This window comes from Cohnella panacarvi Gsoil 349 (assembly GCF_000515335.1).
GTDB lineage: Bacteria > Bacillota > Bacilli > Paenibacillales > Paenibacillaceae > Cohnella > Cohnella panacarvi.
In genome coordinates this window covers 1,464,346-1,481,858 of the sequence record NZ_KI911563.1, presented here as the reverse complement: position 1 = coordinate 1,481,858, position 17,513 = coordinate 1,464,346, and the positions used below count along the sequence as shown (strand labels likewise).

At 47.9% G+C, this 17,513-nt stretch carries 15 protein-coding genes and 1 pseudogene; 12 read left to right on the top strand and 4 right to left on the bottom strand.

Annotation, left to right across the window (positions count from 1 at the left end; all coding sequences use genetic code 11):
- The first annotated feature begins 126 nt into the window (after positions 1 to 126).
- From COHPA_RS0107145 to fucU, 5 genes are all read left to right on the top strand, one after another.
- Complete coding sequence (locus COHPA_RS0107145) at positions 127 to 957, top strand: amidohydrolase family protein (RefSeq protein WP_027085511.1); 831 nt, start codon at positions 127 to 129, stop codon at positions 955 to 957.
- Between the two features lie 10 nt (positions 958 to 967).
- Complete coding sequence (locus COHPA_RS0107140) at positions 968 to 1,912, top strand: aldo/keto reductase (RefSeq protein WP_027085510.1); 945 nt, start codon at positions 968 to 970, stop codon at positions 1,910 to 1,912.
- An 18-nt stretch (positions 1,913 to 1,930) separates the two neighbouring features.
- Positions 1,931 to 2,950 carry a zinc-binding alcohol dehydrogenase family protein gene (locus COHPA_RS0107135; RefSeq protein WP_027085509.1) on the top strand — a complete coding sequence of 340 codons (1,020 nt, stop codon included), beginning with the start codon at positions 1,931 to 1,933 and terminating at the stop codon, positions 2,948 to 2,950.
- 140 nt (positions 2,951 to 3,090) lie between these two features.
- A complete protein-coding gene (locus COHPA_RS0107130; RefSeq protein ID WP_027085508.1) occupies positions 3,091 to 4,548 on the top strand; it encodes an alpha-L-fucosidase in 1,458 nt (485 codons plus the stop codon).
- A gap of 44 nt (positions 4,549 to 4,592) precedes the next feature.
- On the top strand, positions 4,593 to 5,024 hold the full coding sequence (gene fucU, locus COHPA_RS0107125) for an L-fucose mutarotase (RefSeq protein ID WP_027085507.1): 432 nt from the start codon (positions 4,593 to 4,595) through the stop codon (positions 5,022 to 5,024).
- A gap of 79 nt (positions 5,025 to 5,103) precedes the next feature.
- Here the strand turns inward: fucU and COHPA_RS0107120 are convergent, their stop codons facing one another.
- Both COHPA_RS0107120 and COHPA_RS0107115 read right to left on the bottom strand, forming a co-directional pair.
- On the bottom strand, positions 5,104 to 5,862 hold the full coding sequence (locus tag COHPA_RS0107120; RefSeq protein ID WP_027085506.1) for a response regulator transcription factor: 759 nt from the start codon (positions 5,860 to 5,862) through the stop codon (positions 5,104 to 5,106).
- Positions 5,849 to 7,717 (bottom strand): sensor histidine kinase, encoded by a 1,869-nt coding sequence (locus COHPA_RS0107115; protein WP_027085505.1) that lies wholly within the window; start codon positions 7,715 to 7,717, stop codon positions 5,849 to 5,851. The genes COHPA_RS0107120 and COHPA_RS0107115 overlap by 14 nt, the downstream gene beginning before the upstream one ends.
- Positions 7,718 to 7,909: 192 nt before the next feature.
- Between COHPA_RS0107115 and COHPA_RS0107110 the strand changes: the two genes are divergently transcribed.
- The 6 genes from COHPA_RS0107110 (at position 7,910) to COHPA_RS23105 (ending at position 14,692) form a co-directional block, all read left to right on the top strand.
- The gene (locus tag COHPA_RS0107110) at positions 7,910 to 9,271 is read left to right on the top strand and encodes an ABC transporter substrate-binding protein (protein WP_035120247.1); all 1,362 of its coding nucleotides are present in this window, start codon (positions 7,910 to 7,912) and stop codon (positions 9,269 to 9,271) included.
- Positions 9,272 to 9,366: 95 nt separating this feature from the next.
- Entirely contained in the window at positions 9,367 to 10,236 is an 870-nt protein-coding gene (locus COHPA_RS0107105; RefSeq protein ID WP_027085503.1) for a carbohydrate ABC transporter permease, read from the top strand.
- A gap of 1 nt (position 10,237) precedes the next feature.
- The gene (locus tag COHPA_RS0107100) at positions 10,238 to 11,059 is read left to right on the top strand and encodes a carbohydrate ABC transporter permease (protein ID WP_027085502.1); all 822 of its coding nucleotides are present in this window, start codon (positions 10,238 to 10,240) and stop codon (positions 11,057 to 11,059) included.
- A 17-nt stretch (positions 11,060 to 11,076) separates the two neighbouring features.
- Positions 11,077 to 13,509 carry a glycoside hydrolase family 31 protein gene (locus COHPA_RS0107095; protein ID WP_027085501.1) on the top strand — a complete coding sequence of 811 codons (2,433 nt, stop codon included), beginning with the start codon at positions 11,077 to 11,079 and terminating at the stop codon, positions 13,507 to 13,509.
- 56 nt (positions 13,510 to 13,565) lie between these two features.
- Positions 13,566 to 14,015, top strand: coding sequence for a cache domain-containing protein (locus COHPA_RS25805; protein WP_027085500.1), 450 nt, complete (start codon positions 13,566 to 13,568; stop codon positions 14,013 to 14,015).
- 125 nt (positions 14,016 to 14,140) lie between these two features.
- The gene (locus tag COHPA_RS23105) at positions 14,141 to 14,692 is read left to right on the top strand and encodes a carbohydrate ABC transporter permease (RefSeq protein WP_027085499.1); all 552 of its coding nucleotides are present in this window, start codon (positions 14,141 to 14,143) and stop codon (positions 14,690 to 14,692) included.
- Between the two features lie 19 nt (positions 14,693 to 14,711).
- Here the strand turns inward: COHPA_RS23105 and COHPA_RS25030 are convergent.
- Positions 14,712 to 14,955: pseudogene (locus COHPA_RS25030) on the bottom strand (DUF444 family protein); the annotation flags it as partial.
- A 51-nt stretch (positions 14,956 to 15,006) separates the two neighbouring features.
- A protein-coding gene (locus COHPA_RS26430) for an IS3 family transposase (RefSeq protein ID WP_425393678.1) occupies positions 15,007 to 16,562 on the bottom strand; the annotation gives its coding sequence in 2 pieces (ribosomal slippage) (positions 15,007 to 15,905 and positions 15,905 to 16,562; 1,557 coding nt in all).
- A gap of 342 nt (positions 16,563 to 16,904) precedes the next feature.
- Here COHPA_RS26430 and COHPA_RS26055 point away from each other — a divergent pair.
- Positions 16,905 to 17,489: a recombinase family protein gene (locus COHPA_RS26055; RefSeq protein ID WP_027085496.1), complete on the top strand. Its 585-nt coding sequence runs from the start codon at positions 16,905 to 16,907 to the stop codon at positions 17,487 to 17,489.
- Positions 17,490 to 17,513: the final 24 nt, after the last annotated feature.

The window sequence follows — 17,513 nt, the reverse complement described above, 5'->3', positions numbered from 1 at the left end:
CATGGTCTGTCTTTAGATTCTATTGTATATCAAAATCGGGTATAAAATTGCAATCTGATGTTATTTTACTATTCATGCAAACGTGTACAATGAAAGAATAACAAGCTTATGAAGGAGAGAACTCCCATGCGAATCGATGCCCATCAGCATTATTGGACGATGTCTCGCACGGATTACGGTTGGATTACGCCTGAGTTGCCGGTGCTGTACCGGGATTATTTGCCGGGGGATCTAGAACCTATTCTGCAGAAGCATGAATGGAATGGAACGATTGTGGTGCAAGCTGCCCCTACGATAGACGAAACGGAATATTTGTTGACCCTTGCCGATGGCTCTGAATCCGTATTGGGTGTCGTCGGGTGGTTGGATTTGTTCGATCCCTCGCATCGAGAACATTTCGAACGATTGCGCAGACAACCCAAATTCGTAGGTTTTCGGATCATGATCCAAGAGATGACCGATGCGAATCGCGTGCTCGAGCCGTCATTCGTGCAAGCGCTGCGAGAGTATGCGAGGGACGACGTGCCCGTCGATTTGCTCGTGAAATCAAACCAACTGGACGCCCTAAACGCGTTGCTGGATGCCGTTCCCGGCTTGAGAGGGGTTATCGACCATATCGGCAAGCCGCGTATCGCAGAGCAAGCGTTCGAACCGTGGGCTACGCAGATCGCGCGCGCGGCCAAGCATCCGAATATCTATTGCAAAATATCCGGTATGGTTACGGAAGCCGATCACCAGGCCTGGGAGGAGGAACAATTCCGACAATACATTGAACATACCCTTAGCGTATTCGGCCCCGATCGGGTCATGTTCGGCTCGGACTGGCCGGTATGTTTGCTCGCGGCGAGCTATGATCGCGTTATGGAGATTGTTCAGGGCGCTATTCCGCAAGAATGGGGAGCCAAGGAGAAAGCCCTGCTGTTCGGAGGAAACGCCAAGGCGTTTTATAAACTATAGGAGTGATGATATGAAGTATCGCCCATTAGGCAAAACAGGATTGGAAGTTTCCGCTCTTAGTTTCGGCGCTTCTTCCCTTGGTTCCGTATTCCGCGAGACGGATGATGCGGAAGCCATTCGTACGGTGCACGCTGCGATCGACGCAGGTATCAATTATATCGATGTTTCGCCTTATTACGGCGCGACCAAGGCAGAAACCGTTTTAGGGAAAGCGATAAGCCAAATGTCGCGAGACCGATTCTATCTATCCACGAAAGCCGGTCGATACGGGGTCGATACGTTCGATTTCTCGAGCTCGAGAATAGAATCCAGTTTGGAAGAAAGCCTGAGGAGGCTGAATACGGATTACGTAGATATTCTGTTCCTCCATGATATCGAATTCGTTCCGCCCGAGATCATCTTGGAAGAAGCTATTCCGGCACTGAACCGTTTAAAGAAGCAAGGGAAAATACGAAATTCCGGCATTTGCGGATTACCTTTGGCGTTATTCGAACAATTGCTGCCTCAAGTCGAGGTCGACGCGATCATTTCCTATTGCCATTACTCCTTGAACGATACTTCTTTGCTTCAACTATTGCCGTTATTGGACGCAAGAGGCGTCGGACTCGTTAATGCTTCGCCTCTGTCGATGGGGCTTCTGAGCACGCGAGGAACGCCGGACTGGCATCTCGCAAGCCCGGAGCTGAAGGAGACTTGTCTGAAGGCTGCGCGATACTTGGAAAGCCGCGGGGAAGACATCGCCAAGCTGGCGATCCAATTTTCAACAGGCAATGAGCGGGTCCCGACAACCCTCGTCAGTACGGCGAACCCCGATAATATCGTTAGAAACGCGAAGTGGACGGAGGTGCCTATGGATCTTGAACTGCTGAGCGAGGTTTCCGATATCTTAAAACCCGTTCACAACACTACGTGGGTAAGCGGACTGCAGCGATATAACGAAAATATTCAGGTTTAAGAGGAAAGAGGTCATCGTATGAAAGGGATCATTTGCGAGGAAATCGAATCTTTTCTAATGTCGGAAATGCTGCCGGAGCCGGTGCTTACGACAGGACACGCCATCGTGGGTATTCGCAGAATCGGAATTTGCGGCACGGATTATCATGCCTATAAAGGGAATCAACCTTTCTTTCAATATCCGCGGATTTTAGGTCATGAGCTTTCCGGCGTAATCGAAAGCATTGCCGCTAACGAAGAAGGCTTCGCTGTCGGTGATCAGGTTTCGGTCATTCCTTATATGCATTGCGGTGATTGCGTGGCATGCAGGAGAGGAAAAACAAACTGCTGTACGGACATGAAGGTGCTAGGCGTTCACATCGATGGGGGGATGCGCGAGCGCATTTCCGTTCCGCTCTCGCATTTAATCAAAACAAACGGACTAACGCTTGACGAGGCAGCGATGGTCGAACCGTTGGCCATCGGCGCGCATGCCGTACGCAGAGCGGAAATCTCGGCAACGGATACGGTTCTCGTTATCGGTTCCGGTCCGATCGGACTCGGGGTTATGGCATTCGCCAAATACGCGGGAGCGAGAGTCATCGCGATGGACATTAACGAAGAGCGGCTTGCGTTTTGCAGGTCGTGGGCTAAGGTGGACCAAACCCTTAACGCGTTGGATTCCGATGCGAGGGAACGACTTTCAGCCATGACGAACGGGGATTTCCCGGTCGCGGTGTTCGACGCTACGGGAAACCCCGCCTCTATGATGAAAGCATTTGATTTCGTTGCCCATGGAGGGAAGTTGATATACGTCGGACTCTTTAAAGGCGATATCGCCTTCTCCGATCCGGAATTCCACAAGCGGGAGCTGACGCTGATGGGAAGCCGTAATGCAACGATTTCCGATTTCTATCACGTGTTGGATGTTATTGGAGAGTATAGGTTCGACATTAACCAATATATTACGCACCGATGTTCCTTTGACGGCATGATCGATGTTTTCGAAGATTGGTTGAAGCCTGAATCCAAGGTTATTAAAGCGATCGTAGAGTTATAAGCAGGGCTTGCCGAACGGTGTTTAACCGTCTAAGGCTAGGCAACGGCGACAGAGAAACTAGCAGTCGTTAACCGAGTCCGCAAGAGGAGCTGCGTACCGTTTGCGCGAGACAAATAACCGGAAGGGCGGACAAACGCACAATGGATAAGAAAAAAGGTTTGCAGGCGATTGAAGAAACGATTGCAAGAGGCCGATTCAAGGACGATTGGGACTCCCTCGCGTCATTCCGGGTTCCCGACTGGTATAGGAACGCCAAATTCGGCATTTTTATTCACTGGGGCCTTTACTCCATACCCGCCTTCGTAAACGAATGGTACTCGCGCAATATGTACATGAAGGATTCAAAGGAATACGAGCATCATATTCGTACCTACGGAGAACACAAAAAGTTCGGTTACAAGGATTTTATTCCGATGTTCAAGGCGGAGCGTTTCGATGCGGAGGAGTGGGCCGAGTTGTTCAGCCGCAGCGGGGCCAAATACGTAATGCCTGTTGCCGAACACCATGACGGTTATCAAATGTACAAAAGCGAACTTTCTCGGTTTAACGCTTATGAAATGGGTCCGGGCCGAGATCTTCTCGCCGAAATGAAAACCGCGTTCGAGCACAAAGGTTTGGAGCTATGCGTCTCTTCCCACCGCGCGGAGCACTGGTTCTTTATGTCCCATGGCAAGGAATTCGATTCCGATATCCATGAACCGCTCGCATGCGGCGACTTCTACTGGCCGTCGATGCCGGAGCCCCATCATCATGATCTGGCAGGTTCCCCTCCGAATCGGGAGTTTCTGGAGGACTGGCTGCTCCGATGCTGCGAGCTCGTGGATCGTTATCGCCCCAAAGTGTTTTACTTTGACTGGTGGATCCAGACGACTGCATTCAAACCTTATCTGAAGAAATTCGCGGCTTATTATTATAATAAGGGCGAAGAATGGGGCTTCCCCGTCGCCATCAATTACAAGCACGACGCTTACATGTTCGGCACCGCCGTACTCGATATCGAAAGAGGCCAATTCGCGGAGCTGAAGCCGTACTTCTGGCAAACCGATACAGCCGTTGCGAGGAATTCCTGGTGCTATACTCCCGATAATGACTACAAATCGTCGGTCGAGATCATTCAGAGTCTGGTCGATATCGTGAGCAAAAACGGTAGCCTGCTGCTTAACGTCGGTCCCAAAGCGGACGGAACGATCCCCGACGAGGACCGGGATATTCTTCTTGCCGTCGGCGAATGGATGCGGGTCAACGGGGAAGCGATTTACGACACGACGTATTGGAAAACTTTCGGCGAAGGCCCGACTGCAATCAAAGAAGGCCAATTTACGGACGGTGAGGCCACCGTCTTCACAAGCGAGGACATCCGCTTCACGGTAAAAGGGCGTTATCTGTATGCCACGGTTCTTTCATTCCCGGAAGATGGCATCGTGCGAATTCGCTCGTTGAAAGAGAATTCTCCCCACTATCATGGACTCATCCGGGAGATCCGCGCGCTCGGATTCGATGAACAGCCGTCATGGGATCGAAATGCCGAAGCTTTATCGATTCGGACGGCAACCATAAAAAGCTCTGTGCCGGTTGTGTTTCAAATTGAGCTGGCATAGGGTGTCGCGCAGTAGATTATAAATCTCGAGGAGCTGATCATCCCATGCTAAAGGGCATCCCGCCGATCCTTTCGCCGGAGCTATTAAAGATCTTAATGGAGATGGGTCACAGCGACGAAATCGTGCTGGCCGATGCCAACTTTCCAGCCGCAAGTCATGCCCAAAGGCTTGTAAGGTGCGACGGCCACAACATACCTGAGTTGCTTGAAGCTATTCTTCAGTTGTTCCCGTTGGATCCCTATGTCGATAAACCGGCAGCCCTTATGCAAGTTGTTCCGGGCGACCCTGTGGAGACACCGATATGGGACGCGTACAAAGCCATCGTTCAAGCAAACTTCCAAGCGAGCGAACCGTTCGAGCAGGTTGAGCGCTTTGCATTTTATGAACGCGCCAAACAAGCTTATGCCATCGTTGCGACAGGCGAGAAAGCGTTGTATGCGAATTTGGTTTTGAAAAAAGGCGTTATCGGCGGTTAATCCGTGAAACGAAAATCAGGGTCATTTCTCCGTCAATGTGGAGATATGACCCTGTTCTTCTTCTATGGACTCTTAGGGGTTATATCAATCGATTCTTATATTCCGTCGGCGTCATGCCGGTAAATTGTTTGAAAATCCGGCTGAAGTAGAAGGGATCAGGATATCCTACGGTTTCGCCTATTTCTTTTACGGACAACTCTTTTTTCAGAGAAAGCAAATGCTTCGCCTCGTTCATTCGGAGCGTCATTATATATCTGGAAGGAGACTCGCCGGTGTATTTCAAGAAAATTTTACTCAAATGCGGCGCGTTAATGTTAAATTGCTTGGCTATATCTTCGAGGCTGAGCTCGCGGGAGTAGTTGTTTTTGATAAACTCCGCCACGGTCTTGACGACTTCTTCGGCGGAATATTGCCGGTTTTCCAGGAGACTAGGTGATTTTAAATCCGACCTGTCGCTTTCGATCAACATCTTTAACTTCGAAAGCAGCTCCTCCAAGTCTACTTTTTTGACCGGCTTGAGCAAGTAATCGATGACGTTCGCTTTCAACGCTTGCTGTGCGTATTCGAACTCGCTATAACCGCTGATGATGACTTTCTTAACCGCGGGATAATCTCTTTCAACGGCTTTAATCAAGCCGATGCCGTCCAAAACCGGCATATGGATATCCGTAATGATAATGTCGGGCACTTGCGTGTTTTCCATGAACCGAAGGACGCTTTCACCGTCATTCGCGGCTTCTATAACATGGAACAAAGCATCGGTTCGCTCGATTTGATTGACGAGCGTTCTGAGCAGCAACGGCTCGTCCTCGGCTACGATAACCTTAATCGGATTCATGGACTCGCCTGCCTTTTTCTTTGAGATATAGGGGGCCGCCGATCGTAACGATGGCACCGCGATCCGGTAAGTTGCGTATATCGAAAAACATTTTGCCGCCGTAATGCAATTTCAATCTTATGAAAATGTTGAGCAATCCCATTCCGTGCAGCTTTAAAGCCGGAAGCACGTTGTTGTGTTCAATCTCTTTAACCTGTTCATAAAAACGAGCTTGTTCTTGATGATCGAATCCCGTACCGTTATCTCTGACCTCGATGATCCAGCGTTGATCCACGATTTTACCGCAAACGGAGATCTCCCAAGGAGGGCTTGCTTTTGTTCCGTATTTCAAGGCATTTTCGACCAAAGGTTGGATCATAATCTTAGGGATTTGGATTTGTTGAATCGAGGGATCTAAATCGATCTTGCATGAAAGCATATCTCCATAACGGAGCTTCATGCAAGTTAAATACATTTCGGTATAGCTGATTTCTGTCTGGATATCGACTAACGCCGTCTCGTCGGCAGCAATATACCTCATCATGTCGGATAAACTGTCGCACATTACGATAATCTGTTCATTCATCCGCTCATACGCCATGGCGCTTATCGTCGCTAACGAATTATACAAAAAATGCGGATTCATCTGAGATTGAAGCGCCGTCATCTTGGCTTGAAGCTCTTGGGACTGAGAAAGCAGCAATTGATCGAAAGAATCTTTAAGCCGGGCATTCATTTTCACGAACGAAGCATTCAATCTGTCCCATTCGTTCAAGCCGCTGTTCAACCCGACGGCCGGACCGGAAACAAGCGATTCCAGACTCATCGATTTAATCGTTCTATTCAGCGAGTTGAGCGGGCTAGTTATTCTTCTGGATGCGAAAAACGATAAAATAATGAGAAACGCTAAAATAATAAGCGTCACGAAAATAGCTAAACGCGTGAATTTATTGAGCGGGGAAAGCAGCGTTTGGTTCGAAACCATGACCGCGATATTCCAGTTGGTCAAGTCGGAGTGCCTGATCGTGAGCAGCACCTTGTCTTTGGTTTGCGGATCGGCGATGTAGGTGCGTTGGTCGGATGAAAAGTTATTGGACGGGTTATTCAGGATGTTGCTCACGATGTGACGATCTTGCTCGGTAGAATCGTAGGGGTATATAACCTCGCCGGCATTGGAATAGATTAAGACTTTACTAAGCGAAGGGTTATCTTTGGTTAGCTGAATGAAGCTGCTGAACACTTTGTTGTAGCTCTGCTTGACCTCTGCGATGCCTTTGGGAGCATTATATTTATCGGAGAAATAGCGGAATAGAGAGAGCGACACGTTATTTTTCAAGCTCAAGGAGCCGTTGTCCGATGTAGAGAGTAGCAATACTTTCGACTTCTTATTGTTATTAACGGCGGTATACCAAGGTTGGCTGGCAATGTCGATTTTCTTTTGGCTGTTGTCGAAGCCTACCCCGATCTGGGTACCGGAAAATAAGTGCAGATACACTTGTTGAACCGGATAAGAGGGACCGACAAGGGCAACCAATATATCGTATAGAGCCGTGGGTTTATTAAGACGGCTAACGCTCTGTTCGGAAGTCTGCGGGGCCGAATTGTCGGTATTCGCGGCTTCGTACGCCGAAATTTGATCGGTAATGAGGTTGGAGTACAGAATGCTGACGGAGACGGAATCTAACTTCTGAACTTCTAAATCCAACTGTCTTTGAAGAGAGGTGGATAATTCGGATATGGAATCGAAAGCTTTGGTTTTCAATAGATTGGAAGCCCACAAGTAGAAGAGCACGAACAAAAATGCGATTCCGACCACGATAATGGATGAATAGGTAAGGAACAAGATCGAACGGATGGATCGCGGTATCCTTATCAAATGAATTGGTCTCCCATCCTATCAAGTTGGGTTGTTTTTCCCATTCTGCATCCTCTATGAAGAGATTGTCAACCTTCGGAAAAAATGTACAAATAAACACACAAGCATCTCCATGGAGTGAATGAGAGCGCTTAAATATAATGAAATTGCAACATGAATACGTTTTCAAAAATAGGAAAAGGGGAAATGGGAATGAAGAAAATGTTGAGTGTCATTACGGTACTCGGACTTGTGTGTGGAGTGTTAAGTGCTTGCGGCAATTCCGGTAACAATAATTCTCCGCAAGATACCGCGTCAGCGGCCCCCACTCAGGCGAGCGCACCGGCAAGCGAAGCTCCCGTAAAGAAGAACATAACTTTATCTTATCTTGCAAGTCAAGACTGGATTAAGGATTCGGAAATGAAGCTGGCCGAGAAATTCGAAGAGCAAACGGGCATCCATATCGACTACCAAATCGTACCCTCGGATCAATATTTCAATGTACTCAAAGCAAAGCTGGCGGCGGGCGAGGCGCCTGACATCTTCGGCGGCCAAAGCGGCAAGTTCGACCTAGGCCCTCTGTACGATGTAGAGAATAACGCGGTCGATCTATCGAACGAAGAATGGGTGAAAAGAGAAGATCCGCTATTCGTAGAACAAGCCACATTGAATTCCAAGGTTTATGCGTTAACGGTTTGGGATCCAAGCGCCAGCTGGGTTATCGTATACAACAAGAAAATTTTCGAAGGCCTCGGCTTGAGCATTCCGAAGAGTTACGAGGAATTCCTCAAAGCTTGCGAAGCTATTAAAGCCTCTGGTGTAACGCCGATCTATGAGCCGATCTCCGACGGGTGGCACCATGTCTTATGGTTCCCCGAGTTAGGTGTAAGGTACGAAGAACAGGATCCCGGTCTTTCCGATAAATTGATTAAAAACGAAGCGAAGTTCGAAGATTCCGCCGTTCTTGAGCAATCGCTCTCCCAATTCAATGAATTGATGCAAAAAGGATATTTGGGAGACAATGCATTCTCTAACACGTATGCCGATACCGAAAAGAACATGGCTGGCGGCAAATACGCCATGACGGTGTACAGTATCGGCCTTCCGGCTCAAATCGAAACGGCAGTTCCGGGAAGCAGCGCTGCCGATTACGGATTCTTCCCGATTCCGCTGAACGACAACCAGGATCTTAACGTTAACCCTGCCGCTCCGAGCAAATTTATTTCCAGCACTTCCAAGCACATCGACGAAGCGAAGCAATACTTTGCATATTTGACGCAAACCGAGAATCTTCAATTCTTTCTGGATAATGAACCGAAATTCACGGCGCTTAATTTCCCGGGTGTAAAAGCAAAATACAACGAGGAACAAGCCGCGTTCTTTGATACCTACGGCAAAAAGACGGGTACTGTTTATCAAACGGCTATCAACTACCTGAATCCGCAGTGGATGGACATCGGCAAAGATATGTCAGCCATGTTTGGCAAACAAATGACGCCGAAAGACATCTTGAAGAACATCGACAAGAGACGCGAGCAACAAGCGAAAACCGCAGCGGATCCAAACTGGAAGTAAGGAATATAGCATAGGAAGGCGAGGCTCGATAATGACTTCGGTTGTCATCGAGCCTTGCTTTATCCAAAGGTCGGAAAAGAACGGGGAATGAAAAGATGACTAGACGAACTTATCCGTTTTATTTTATAGCCATTGCATTAGCGTTCTATATTATTTTCACGGTCGTTCCTAGCTTAATGGGCATTTATTTGTCCTTCACGGATTGGAACAGCTATGCCAAAGCCATTCACTTTATCGGCTTCGATAACTTCAAGACGATTTTCTCATCCGATGAAAACTATTTGCACGGCATTAAAAACACGGTTATTTTTACGATTTCCACCATTATATTAAAAACGGTTATCGGTCTGCTCTTGGCTGTTTTAGTAAATAAGGGAATCAAGCTTCAAAGTTTTCATCGCGTTATCATCTTCATGCCCGCCATCATACCAATGCTTGTCGTAGGTATTATCTTTAAGTCGATTTTCCATCCGGAAACGGGCTTAATCAACGAAGCGCTGAGGGCAATCGGATTAAGTCAATGGACGCAGCATTGGCTGACGGATATAGATTGGGCGTTTAAATCGATCATCGCGGTCGATGTTTGGAAAGGCGTAGGTTATATTATGGTCATTTTGCTCGCGGGTCTTCAAGCGATCTCGCATACCTATTATGAGGCTGCGGATATCGACGGGGCCGGCGCTTTCAAGAAGTTTAGATTTATTACCGTTCCGCTGCTTATGCCGGCGCTCATGGTAACCACCGTATTAAACCTATTATATGGTCTTAAAATTTTCGATACGGTATACGTCCTTACCAACGGAGGGCCGGGATACGCGACGGACGTTGTCTATACGCAGGTGTTCAGTCAGTTTTCTCTTGGGAGCTATGGGGTAGGAACAGCATTAATTACCATTCTGTTTATCATTATGACCTTGCTAGGTTATTTTGCCGTAAAGCTGATGTCAAGAGAGGAACAACACTGATATGGCAAACAAATTCATGAAAAATCCGATTCAGAATATCGCGATATGGATCATAAGCATCATTGCTATCGTCCCTATCTTGCTTATTGTCATTAACGCCTTTAAGTCGGCGCCGGAAGCCAGCTCCATGAATTTTAATCTTCCAAGCGAACTGCGGTTCGGGAATTTCTCAACGGTAATCGAAAAAGGAAAGCTAGTTCACTCTTTTCTAAACAGCATAACGTATTCCAGCCTGTCCTCGTTGTTTTGCATCCTCTTTTCCGCGATGGCTGCTTATGTGCTATCCCGAAACAAGACGAGGTTTAATCGTTTTATCTACTTTTTTATGATCATGGGCATTGCGCTGCCAGTGAATTACTTTACGTTGATCGACGTCATGAAGTGGACGGAATTGATTAATACCAAAGCCGGGATTATCGTCCTATACATGGTCACGCAAATTCCATTCAGCGTATTTATTTTATACGGCTTCATCGGAGGCGTGCCGAAGGAACTTGACGAGGCAGGGGTAATTGATGGGTGCGGGCCGAAAAGACTGTTCTTCTCCGTTATTTTCCCTATGTTGCAGCCAGCGGCGGTTACGGTGTTCATCCTCTCATTTTTAAATACATGGAATGAGTTTCTCTTGCCGCTCTACTATTTGAACAGCGCCAATAAGTGGCCGATGACCTTAGCCGTCTACAACTTCTTCGGACAATTCCAACAGTCTTGGAATTTGGTTAGCGCGGATATTATATTGACGATTTTGCCTGTCATCATTATTTATCTGCTAGGGCAGCGCTTTATTATATCGGGTATGACAAGCGGATCGGTTAAAGGTTAGGGGAAGAGGGGGATAAGATGCCAATCATAAACCACGCGACGTTGCCGGACGGACTATTCATTGAAACGACCGAAGGGACAATGAAGCTTACGCCGGAATCGAATAGCATCGTCCGTATTCGGTTCACCAAGGAGCCGGCTTTCGGCACTGAGGAAAGCCTGATGATTGTTCGAAATCCGGGTAAGGACGTTCACTTCTCCGTTAAGGACGAAAGCGATCATTTGAAGTTTTGCACGACGAGCGTCGTCGTTCTAGTCGATAAAAAAACAGCCGCATTTACCTACTACGATTCCAATGGCGTTTTGTTGACGAAAGAGCCATCCAGAGGCGGGAAAACGCTGGACCCTGTCGATGTTGTGAAAACCGTATTTGACGAGAACGCCGTGCTGGAAACCGGGCAAGGGGCAGATGGGTTACGAGTCAGAGCGGACAATATAAAGAAGGTCGTAGATAGGAAAGCTTACCGTACGAAGCTTGAGTTCGAATGGTCGGACGGGGAAGCCTTGTACGGGCTCGGATCGCATGAAGAGGGCATGTTCAACTTGCGGGGGCAGCACCAATTTCTTTATCAGCAAAATATGAAGGCGGTAGTTCCGGTTATCGTGTCGACGCAGGGCTACGGAGTCTTAGTGGATAGCTACTCCTTAATGACCTTCCATGACGATGCTTTCGGTTCCTATTTGTCGACCGATGTAGATAACGAGATGGACTTCTACTTCATATACGGCCCGGAGCTGGATGAAGTTGTTCAAGGAATACGGTATTTAACGGGGAAGGCTCCTATGCTTCCGAAATGGGCATACGGATATGTTCAATCCAAGGAGCGCTACGCGTCGCAACGCGAGTTGATCGAGACCGTCCGCGAATATCGTTCCCGCCGTTTGCCTATCGACTGTATCGTCTTGGATTGGAAATCTTGGACCGGCGAGCTTTGGGGACAGAAGACGCTTGACCCGGAACGTTTTCCGAATCCGAAGCAAATGATGGAGGATCTTCACGGCCTGGATACACGCCTCATGGTTTCTATCTGGCCGATTATGAACCCTAACAGCGATAATCATAGGGAGATGGCCGAACAAAACGGTTTGCTCGGGAATCATGCCAACTACGATGCATTCCAGGAAAAAGCTCGCGATTTGTACTGGAAACAAGCCAACGAAGGATTGTTCTCGCACGGCATCGACGCATGGTGGTGCGATTGCACGGAGCCGTTCGAAGCGGATTGGAAGGGAGCGGTTAAGCCCGATCCGGAGGAGCGGATGCGCATCAATACGGAGGAAGCGAAACTCTATTTGGATCCCGAGTTGATCAACGCCTATTCATTACTCCATTCTCGTGGCATCTTTGAAGGACAACGCCGCGCGACCGAGAGCAAACGCGTGGTCAATTTAACTCGTTCAGCCTATGCGGGGCAGCATAGATACGGGACAATTACCTGGTCTGGCGACATATCCGCGAATTGGGAAACGCTGCGAAAGCAAATTCCCGACGGACTTAATTTCTGCGCAACCGGCTCCCCCTACTGGACTCTCGACATAGGCGGATTCTTTGTTCAGAATAAGCCCGATCTTTGGTTCTGGAACGGAGATTACAATGACGGCGTTCAGGACATGGGGTACCGGGAATTATACGTACGGTGGTTTCAATACGGAGCTTTTCTGCCGATGTTCCGATCTCATGGAACGGATACGCCTCGCGAAATTTGGCAATTCGGCGAACCGAATGAACCATTCTATGAAACGCTTACGTTCTACCTTCGATTAAGATATAGGTTGCTGCCTTATATTTATTCCTTGGCGTTTCGCGTCTATCGCGACGATTATACCCTAATGCGAGCCTTGCCCTTTGATTTCCGTCACGATGCAAACACCTACGATATTAAGGATCAGTACATGTTCGGCCCGGCCTTGCTTGTCAATCCGGTAACCGTGCCTATGTATTACGATGTTGGTTCCGAACCTCTCGAGGACGTCGAAAAAACAAGAACGGTTTATTTACCGGAGGGTTCATCTTGGTTTGACTTCTGGAGTCATCGGGTATACGAAGGCGGGCAGAAGATTGAAGCAGAGGCACGCCTGGAACACATTCCCGTATACGTTCGTTCAGGTTCGATCATTCCGTTAGGGGACGATGTTCAATTCGCCGATGATCGTTCAAGCGATCGCCTATATATTCGAATATACGCGGGTCAAGACGGGTCCTTTGATTATTATGAAGACGAAGGCGACAACTATGGTTATGAGGAGGGGAGATTCGCAGTATCGAGGATGCATTGGGACGAAGGGCGTAGAATCTTCACGATCGAGGAGAGAGAGGGGTCTTATCCCGGATTGAGAACCCAGCGTGAGTTAATCGTTTTACTGTTCGAGTCGAATGGCACCGTAAGTCCGGAGGCCCCAAAAGTAAAAGATGTCACTTACGCGGGACAAACCATAGAGGTGTTATTTTAAGCCTAACTAGGTGAAACGGATTTTAATATGGTTATCGGAGAAGGTATATCGGTGGCATGGATTTCGCAGATGTATTTGCCGTAACCAAAACCGTCATTCACAAAGATACCGGAAAGACGATTGGAATGGTCGTCTTGTATATAGAAGAAGCCGTAATCGCATCCATATACGACAAAGAAATGAATTATAAGGGGGGCAGATTTTTTATTCCAGATCGCAACGGGCAAATCATTTCCTCGCATAACAAAGCTAGCCTGTTTCGGGACTATTACGAGGCGACTGCCATATCGGGTCTTGATTTGAACGGGGAAGAAGCTAGCTTTATTCACGACGGAGGAACGCAAAGAAATAAACCAAGTCATCATTCGAATCGGTGCACTGTGTTTGTTGCTGGCGCCGGCCGTCTCTTTCCTGTTGTCCCGTTCGATCACAAGGCCGATTTTCCGGCTCGCCAGAACGATGAGGGATATTCGTACCGGACGTATGAATGCCAGAAGCTCGTATAGAGCCGAGAACGCAGAAGAGCAGAGGACGAATGCGGAGATCGAATTTAAATCGCTGCAAGTTCGGAATCCCGGAATCCTGGGATTGGCACCATTTTAGCTAAGCGTTGTCGAAGTATCATTTTTTCGTGTACTTCAAGAACAGCTTGATTTATGCCTCCGGGACGATTGCCATCACGCTGGTAACGGGAAGCATGCTCGCTTACTGTTTGAGTCGCATGAAGTGGAAGTTTAATTCAACGGTTCTGATCTATATCTCTCTCGGTTTGATCGTGCCCATTGAAGTCGTTGTCATCCCGTTATTCCAATCGATCAAGGAGCTTCATCTCCAAGAGAGCTATCTGGGTCTCATACTGCCGTATACCGGATTCTCCCTCGCTTCCTGCGTGCTCATGCTGTATGCGTTTCTCCGCTCTTTGCCCAAAGAGCTGGAAGAGGCCGCCTGCATAGACGGCACGAACGTGTATCAGACTTTCTTCCGAATCATTATGCCTATCGTCTTGCCCGCGCTCGTAACGCAAAGCGTGCTGGTGTTCATGCGAATCTGGAACGAGTTTCCGTTAGCCTTTATTATTGCCTCCAAGGATCATTTCCGGCCTATCACTGTCGGCGTTTTCGATTGGGGAATCTTCGCAGCGTCCATGCTCCTGTCAAGTTACCGTCGCTTATCGTCTATCTGATTGGAAACGAGAAGATCGAGCCTTGGCCGATGTGCTTGGATTTATTGTAGTTAAAGATGAAGCGATTTTCGTCTAGGCTTCGAATGGGAATCTTGATGATCTGCTTTCCGTTGGAGGCTAGGATGCTTTCGTCCGTAACAAGGTCGGGAAGGTTCTGCTTGATCGCTTCGCGGGCTTTCTCTCGGTGACGGCTTTGATCCAGATAACCTTTGCGGTGCAGGGACCAATCTTCCTTAGAAACAATAAAAAAGCGGCTCCGTCATCGCCGCTGAACTGCACCCCGTCAAGTAGACAGTACAAAAAATAAAGATCTATTATGCGGCCTTAGCCCTGTATTCCATGGGGCTGAGGCCGTGTAGTTTTTTCTGCAATCGTTCGTAGTTGTAGAAGTAAATGTAATCTACAATGTCGTCCTTTAATTGCTCAAAGGTTTGGTATTTATGTAAATAATACTTCTCACACTTCAACGTACCCCAGAACGACTCCATTGGTCCGTTATCGATGCATCGGCCAACTCGGGACATGCTCTGCTTCATGTTGGCGGCTTCCAACTTTTCTTTAAAGTCCGTTGAAGTGTATTGGTAGCCTCGGTCGCTGTGAATCATAGGCTTACTCCCGGACGCAGTTTCCAGTGCTAATTCCAACGTCTTAAACACCAGCGGATTGTTGTTGGAGTGCCCCAGCACGTAGGACACAATCGAATTATCATGGAGGTCTAGAATCGCGCTTAGATAAGCCTTCTGGCCATGACCGTATTTGAATTCCGTTACGTCCGTTACCCATTTCTCATTAGGCGCATCCGCTTGAAACTTGCGATTTAGCAGATTTTCGGCCACATGCTGAGGGGTGGAGCGAGGATATTTCTTTTTCTTTCGGCGGATCACCGACTGGATTCCCTTAATCTTCATTAAACGCTGCACGCGTTTGTGGTTAATAGGCTTCTGCAGCTTACTGCACATATGCAGCGTGAGTTGGCGGTAGCCGAAAGTTCCCTCGACCTTCCTGTAGATGGACATCATGACTTCCGCCAGCTCCTGGTTCTCCAGTTCCCGCTGACTTGGCTTATGGCTAAGCCACTTGTAGTAACTGGATCTTGGAATCCCTGCAACTTCGCACAGAAGCTGTATGCTGAGCGACTCTGCCTGTTGCACGGCCTGTATCGCGAGATAGACGTTCTCCTGACGATGTTGGCTTAGCGACGCCTCCTTTGGAACTCTTGTAACTTTTTTAAGAAGGCATTCTCCGCTCTAAGACGCTCCATTTCATACTCCAGCTTCTTTATCGCGAGCTTTTGCTGATCCGCCTCGGTTAACTCTTCAGGAGCCTTCTTGCGTCCTCTGCCGTCTCGTAAAGCATCCTCGCCACCAGTCTCATACTTCTTTACCCATCCATAAACTTGTTGGTACGAGACCTTGAATTGGCTCGCTGCCTGCTTATAGTCCTGTTTATTTGCAAGGCAGTACAAGACAATGTCGAGCCTTTCCTGCCATGTTGTAGAACGTCCTTTGGTCATCGTCTTTGTTCCCCCAGTATAGGTGTTCAAGCGCATATGACCATTATACTTCCTTATCCAGTTATAGAGCTGCTTCGTGCTGGCAATCTCATATTTATCAATAATTTGGTATTGGGACAGCCCACCCTCAAGATAATCCTTCACCGCCTGAAGCTTGAGCTCAGCATTGTAACTCCGGTAACGTGCACGATGCCCCAACCCTTCATATCCCCAAAGCTTGTAACCACGCTGCCATCTCGCCAGGGTTGTTCTTTGAATCCCGTATTTATTCGCTGCAGCCGAAACACTAATTTCTCCGTTTGATATTGCTATTAGAATAGCCATCTTCTCCGAGGCATTAAGTTTTCCTCTAGTCATGAAAACTCCCCTTACAGTAGCAGGTTTTATTATTTCACCTGTCTACTGTAAGGGGAGCATATCACGCTTCACCTCCCGTAAGCTTTAGTTAGTTATGCAACACTCAAGGATATGGGTTTGGCGTAATTAACGGAATGTGACAAGTCGTCTCCTTCATACATTGAAGTAACTGAACGTATGGGGGAGAGGCGATGAAGTTTACCTTTACGGAGCGGGAAGGCGATGCTCCCATCGAGGAATGGTTGGTCGAGAAGGTAAAGGAATACGGCGAAGAACATACGGAATCGAGATAGAGATTTCTATTCGCTCTCAAGTGGATGATCAAGGGAGGAGGCGAGAGTCTTGTCTTCCTCCGAAAAAATAAAATGCGCAGTATATGCGAGGGTGAGTACGGACAAACAAGGCGACTCCATAGAGAATCAAGTCGGTCAGTGCCAGGAATATATAAGCCGATTAGGTCCTCAATACGATACTGAGGATCTTCTAATATATCGGGATGAGGCCGTCTCGGGGTATTACACGAGCATGTTTAATCGTGCAGGAATGAAACAAGCCATTAAAGATGCTCGCGAACATAAATTCAAGCTGATTGTGTTCAAAGAAGCCAGCCGCGTAGGTAGAGACAAGCAGGAAAACCCCGCGATCATCGGCATGTTCGAACGGTACGGAGTTCGGGTTGTCGCGATCAATGACAATTACGATACCTTGAATAAAGACAACATCACGTTCGATATTTTGTCGGTACTATCCGAACAAGAGAGTAAGAAAATATCAGCTCGCGTGAGCAGCGCCAGAAAACAAAAAGCAAGGCGTGGACAGTGGGGGGGGCGAGCCCCGATTGGATATGTTGTTAATCCGGCTACAAAAAGCTCGAGGTCGATCCGGATTGGAAGCATATCCCTAAGACGATTTTTGACCTATACGTAAATGAAGGCATAGGCACCTTCAAGA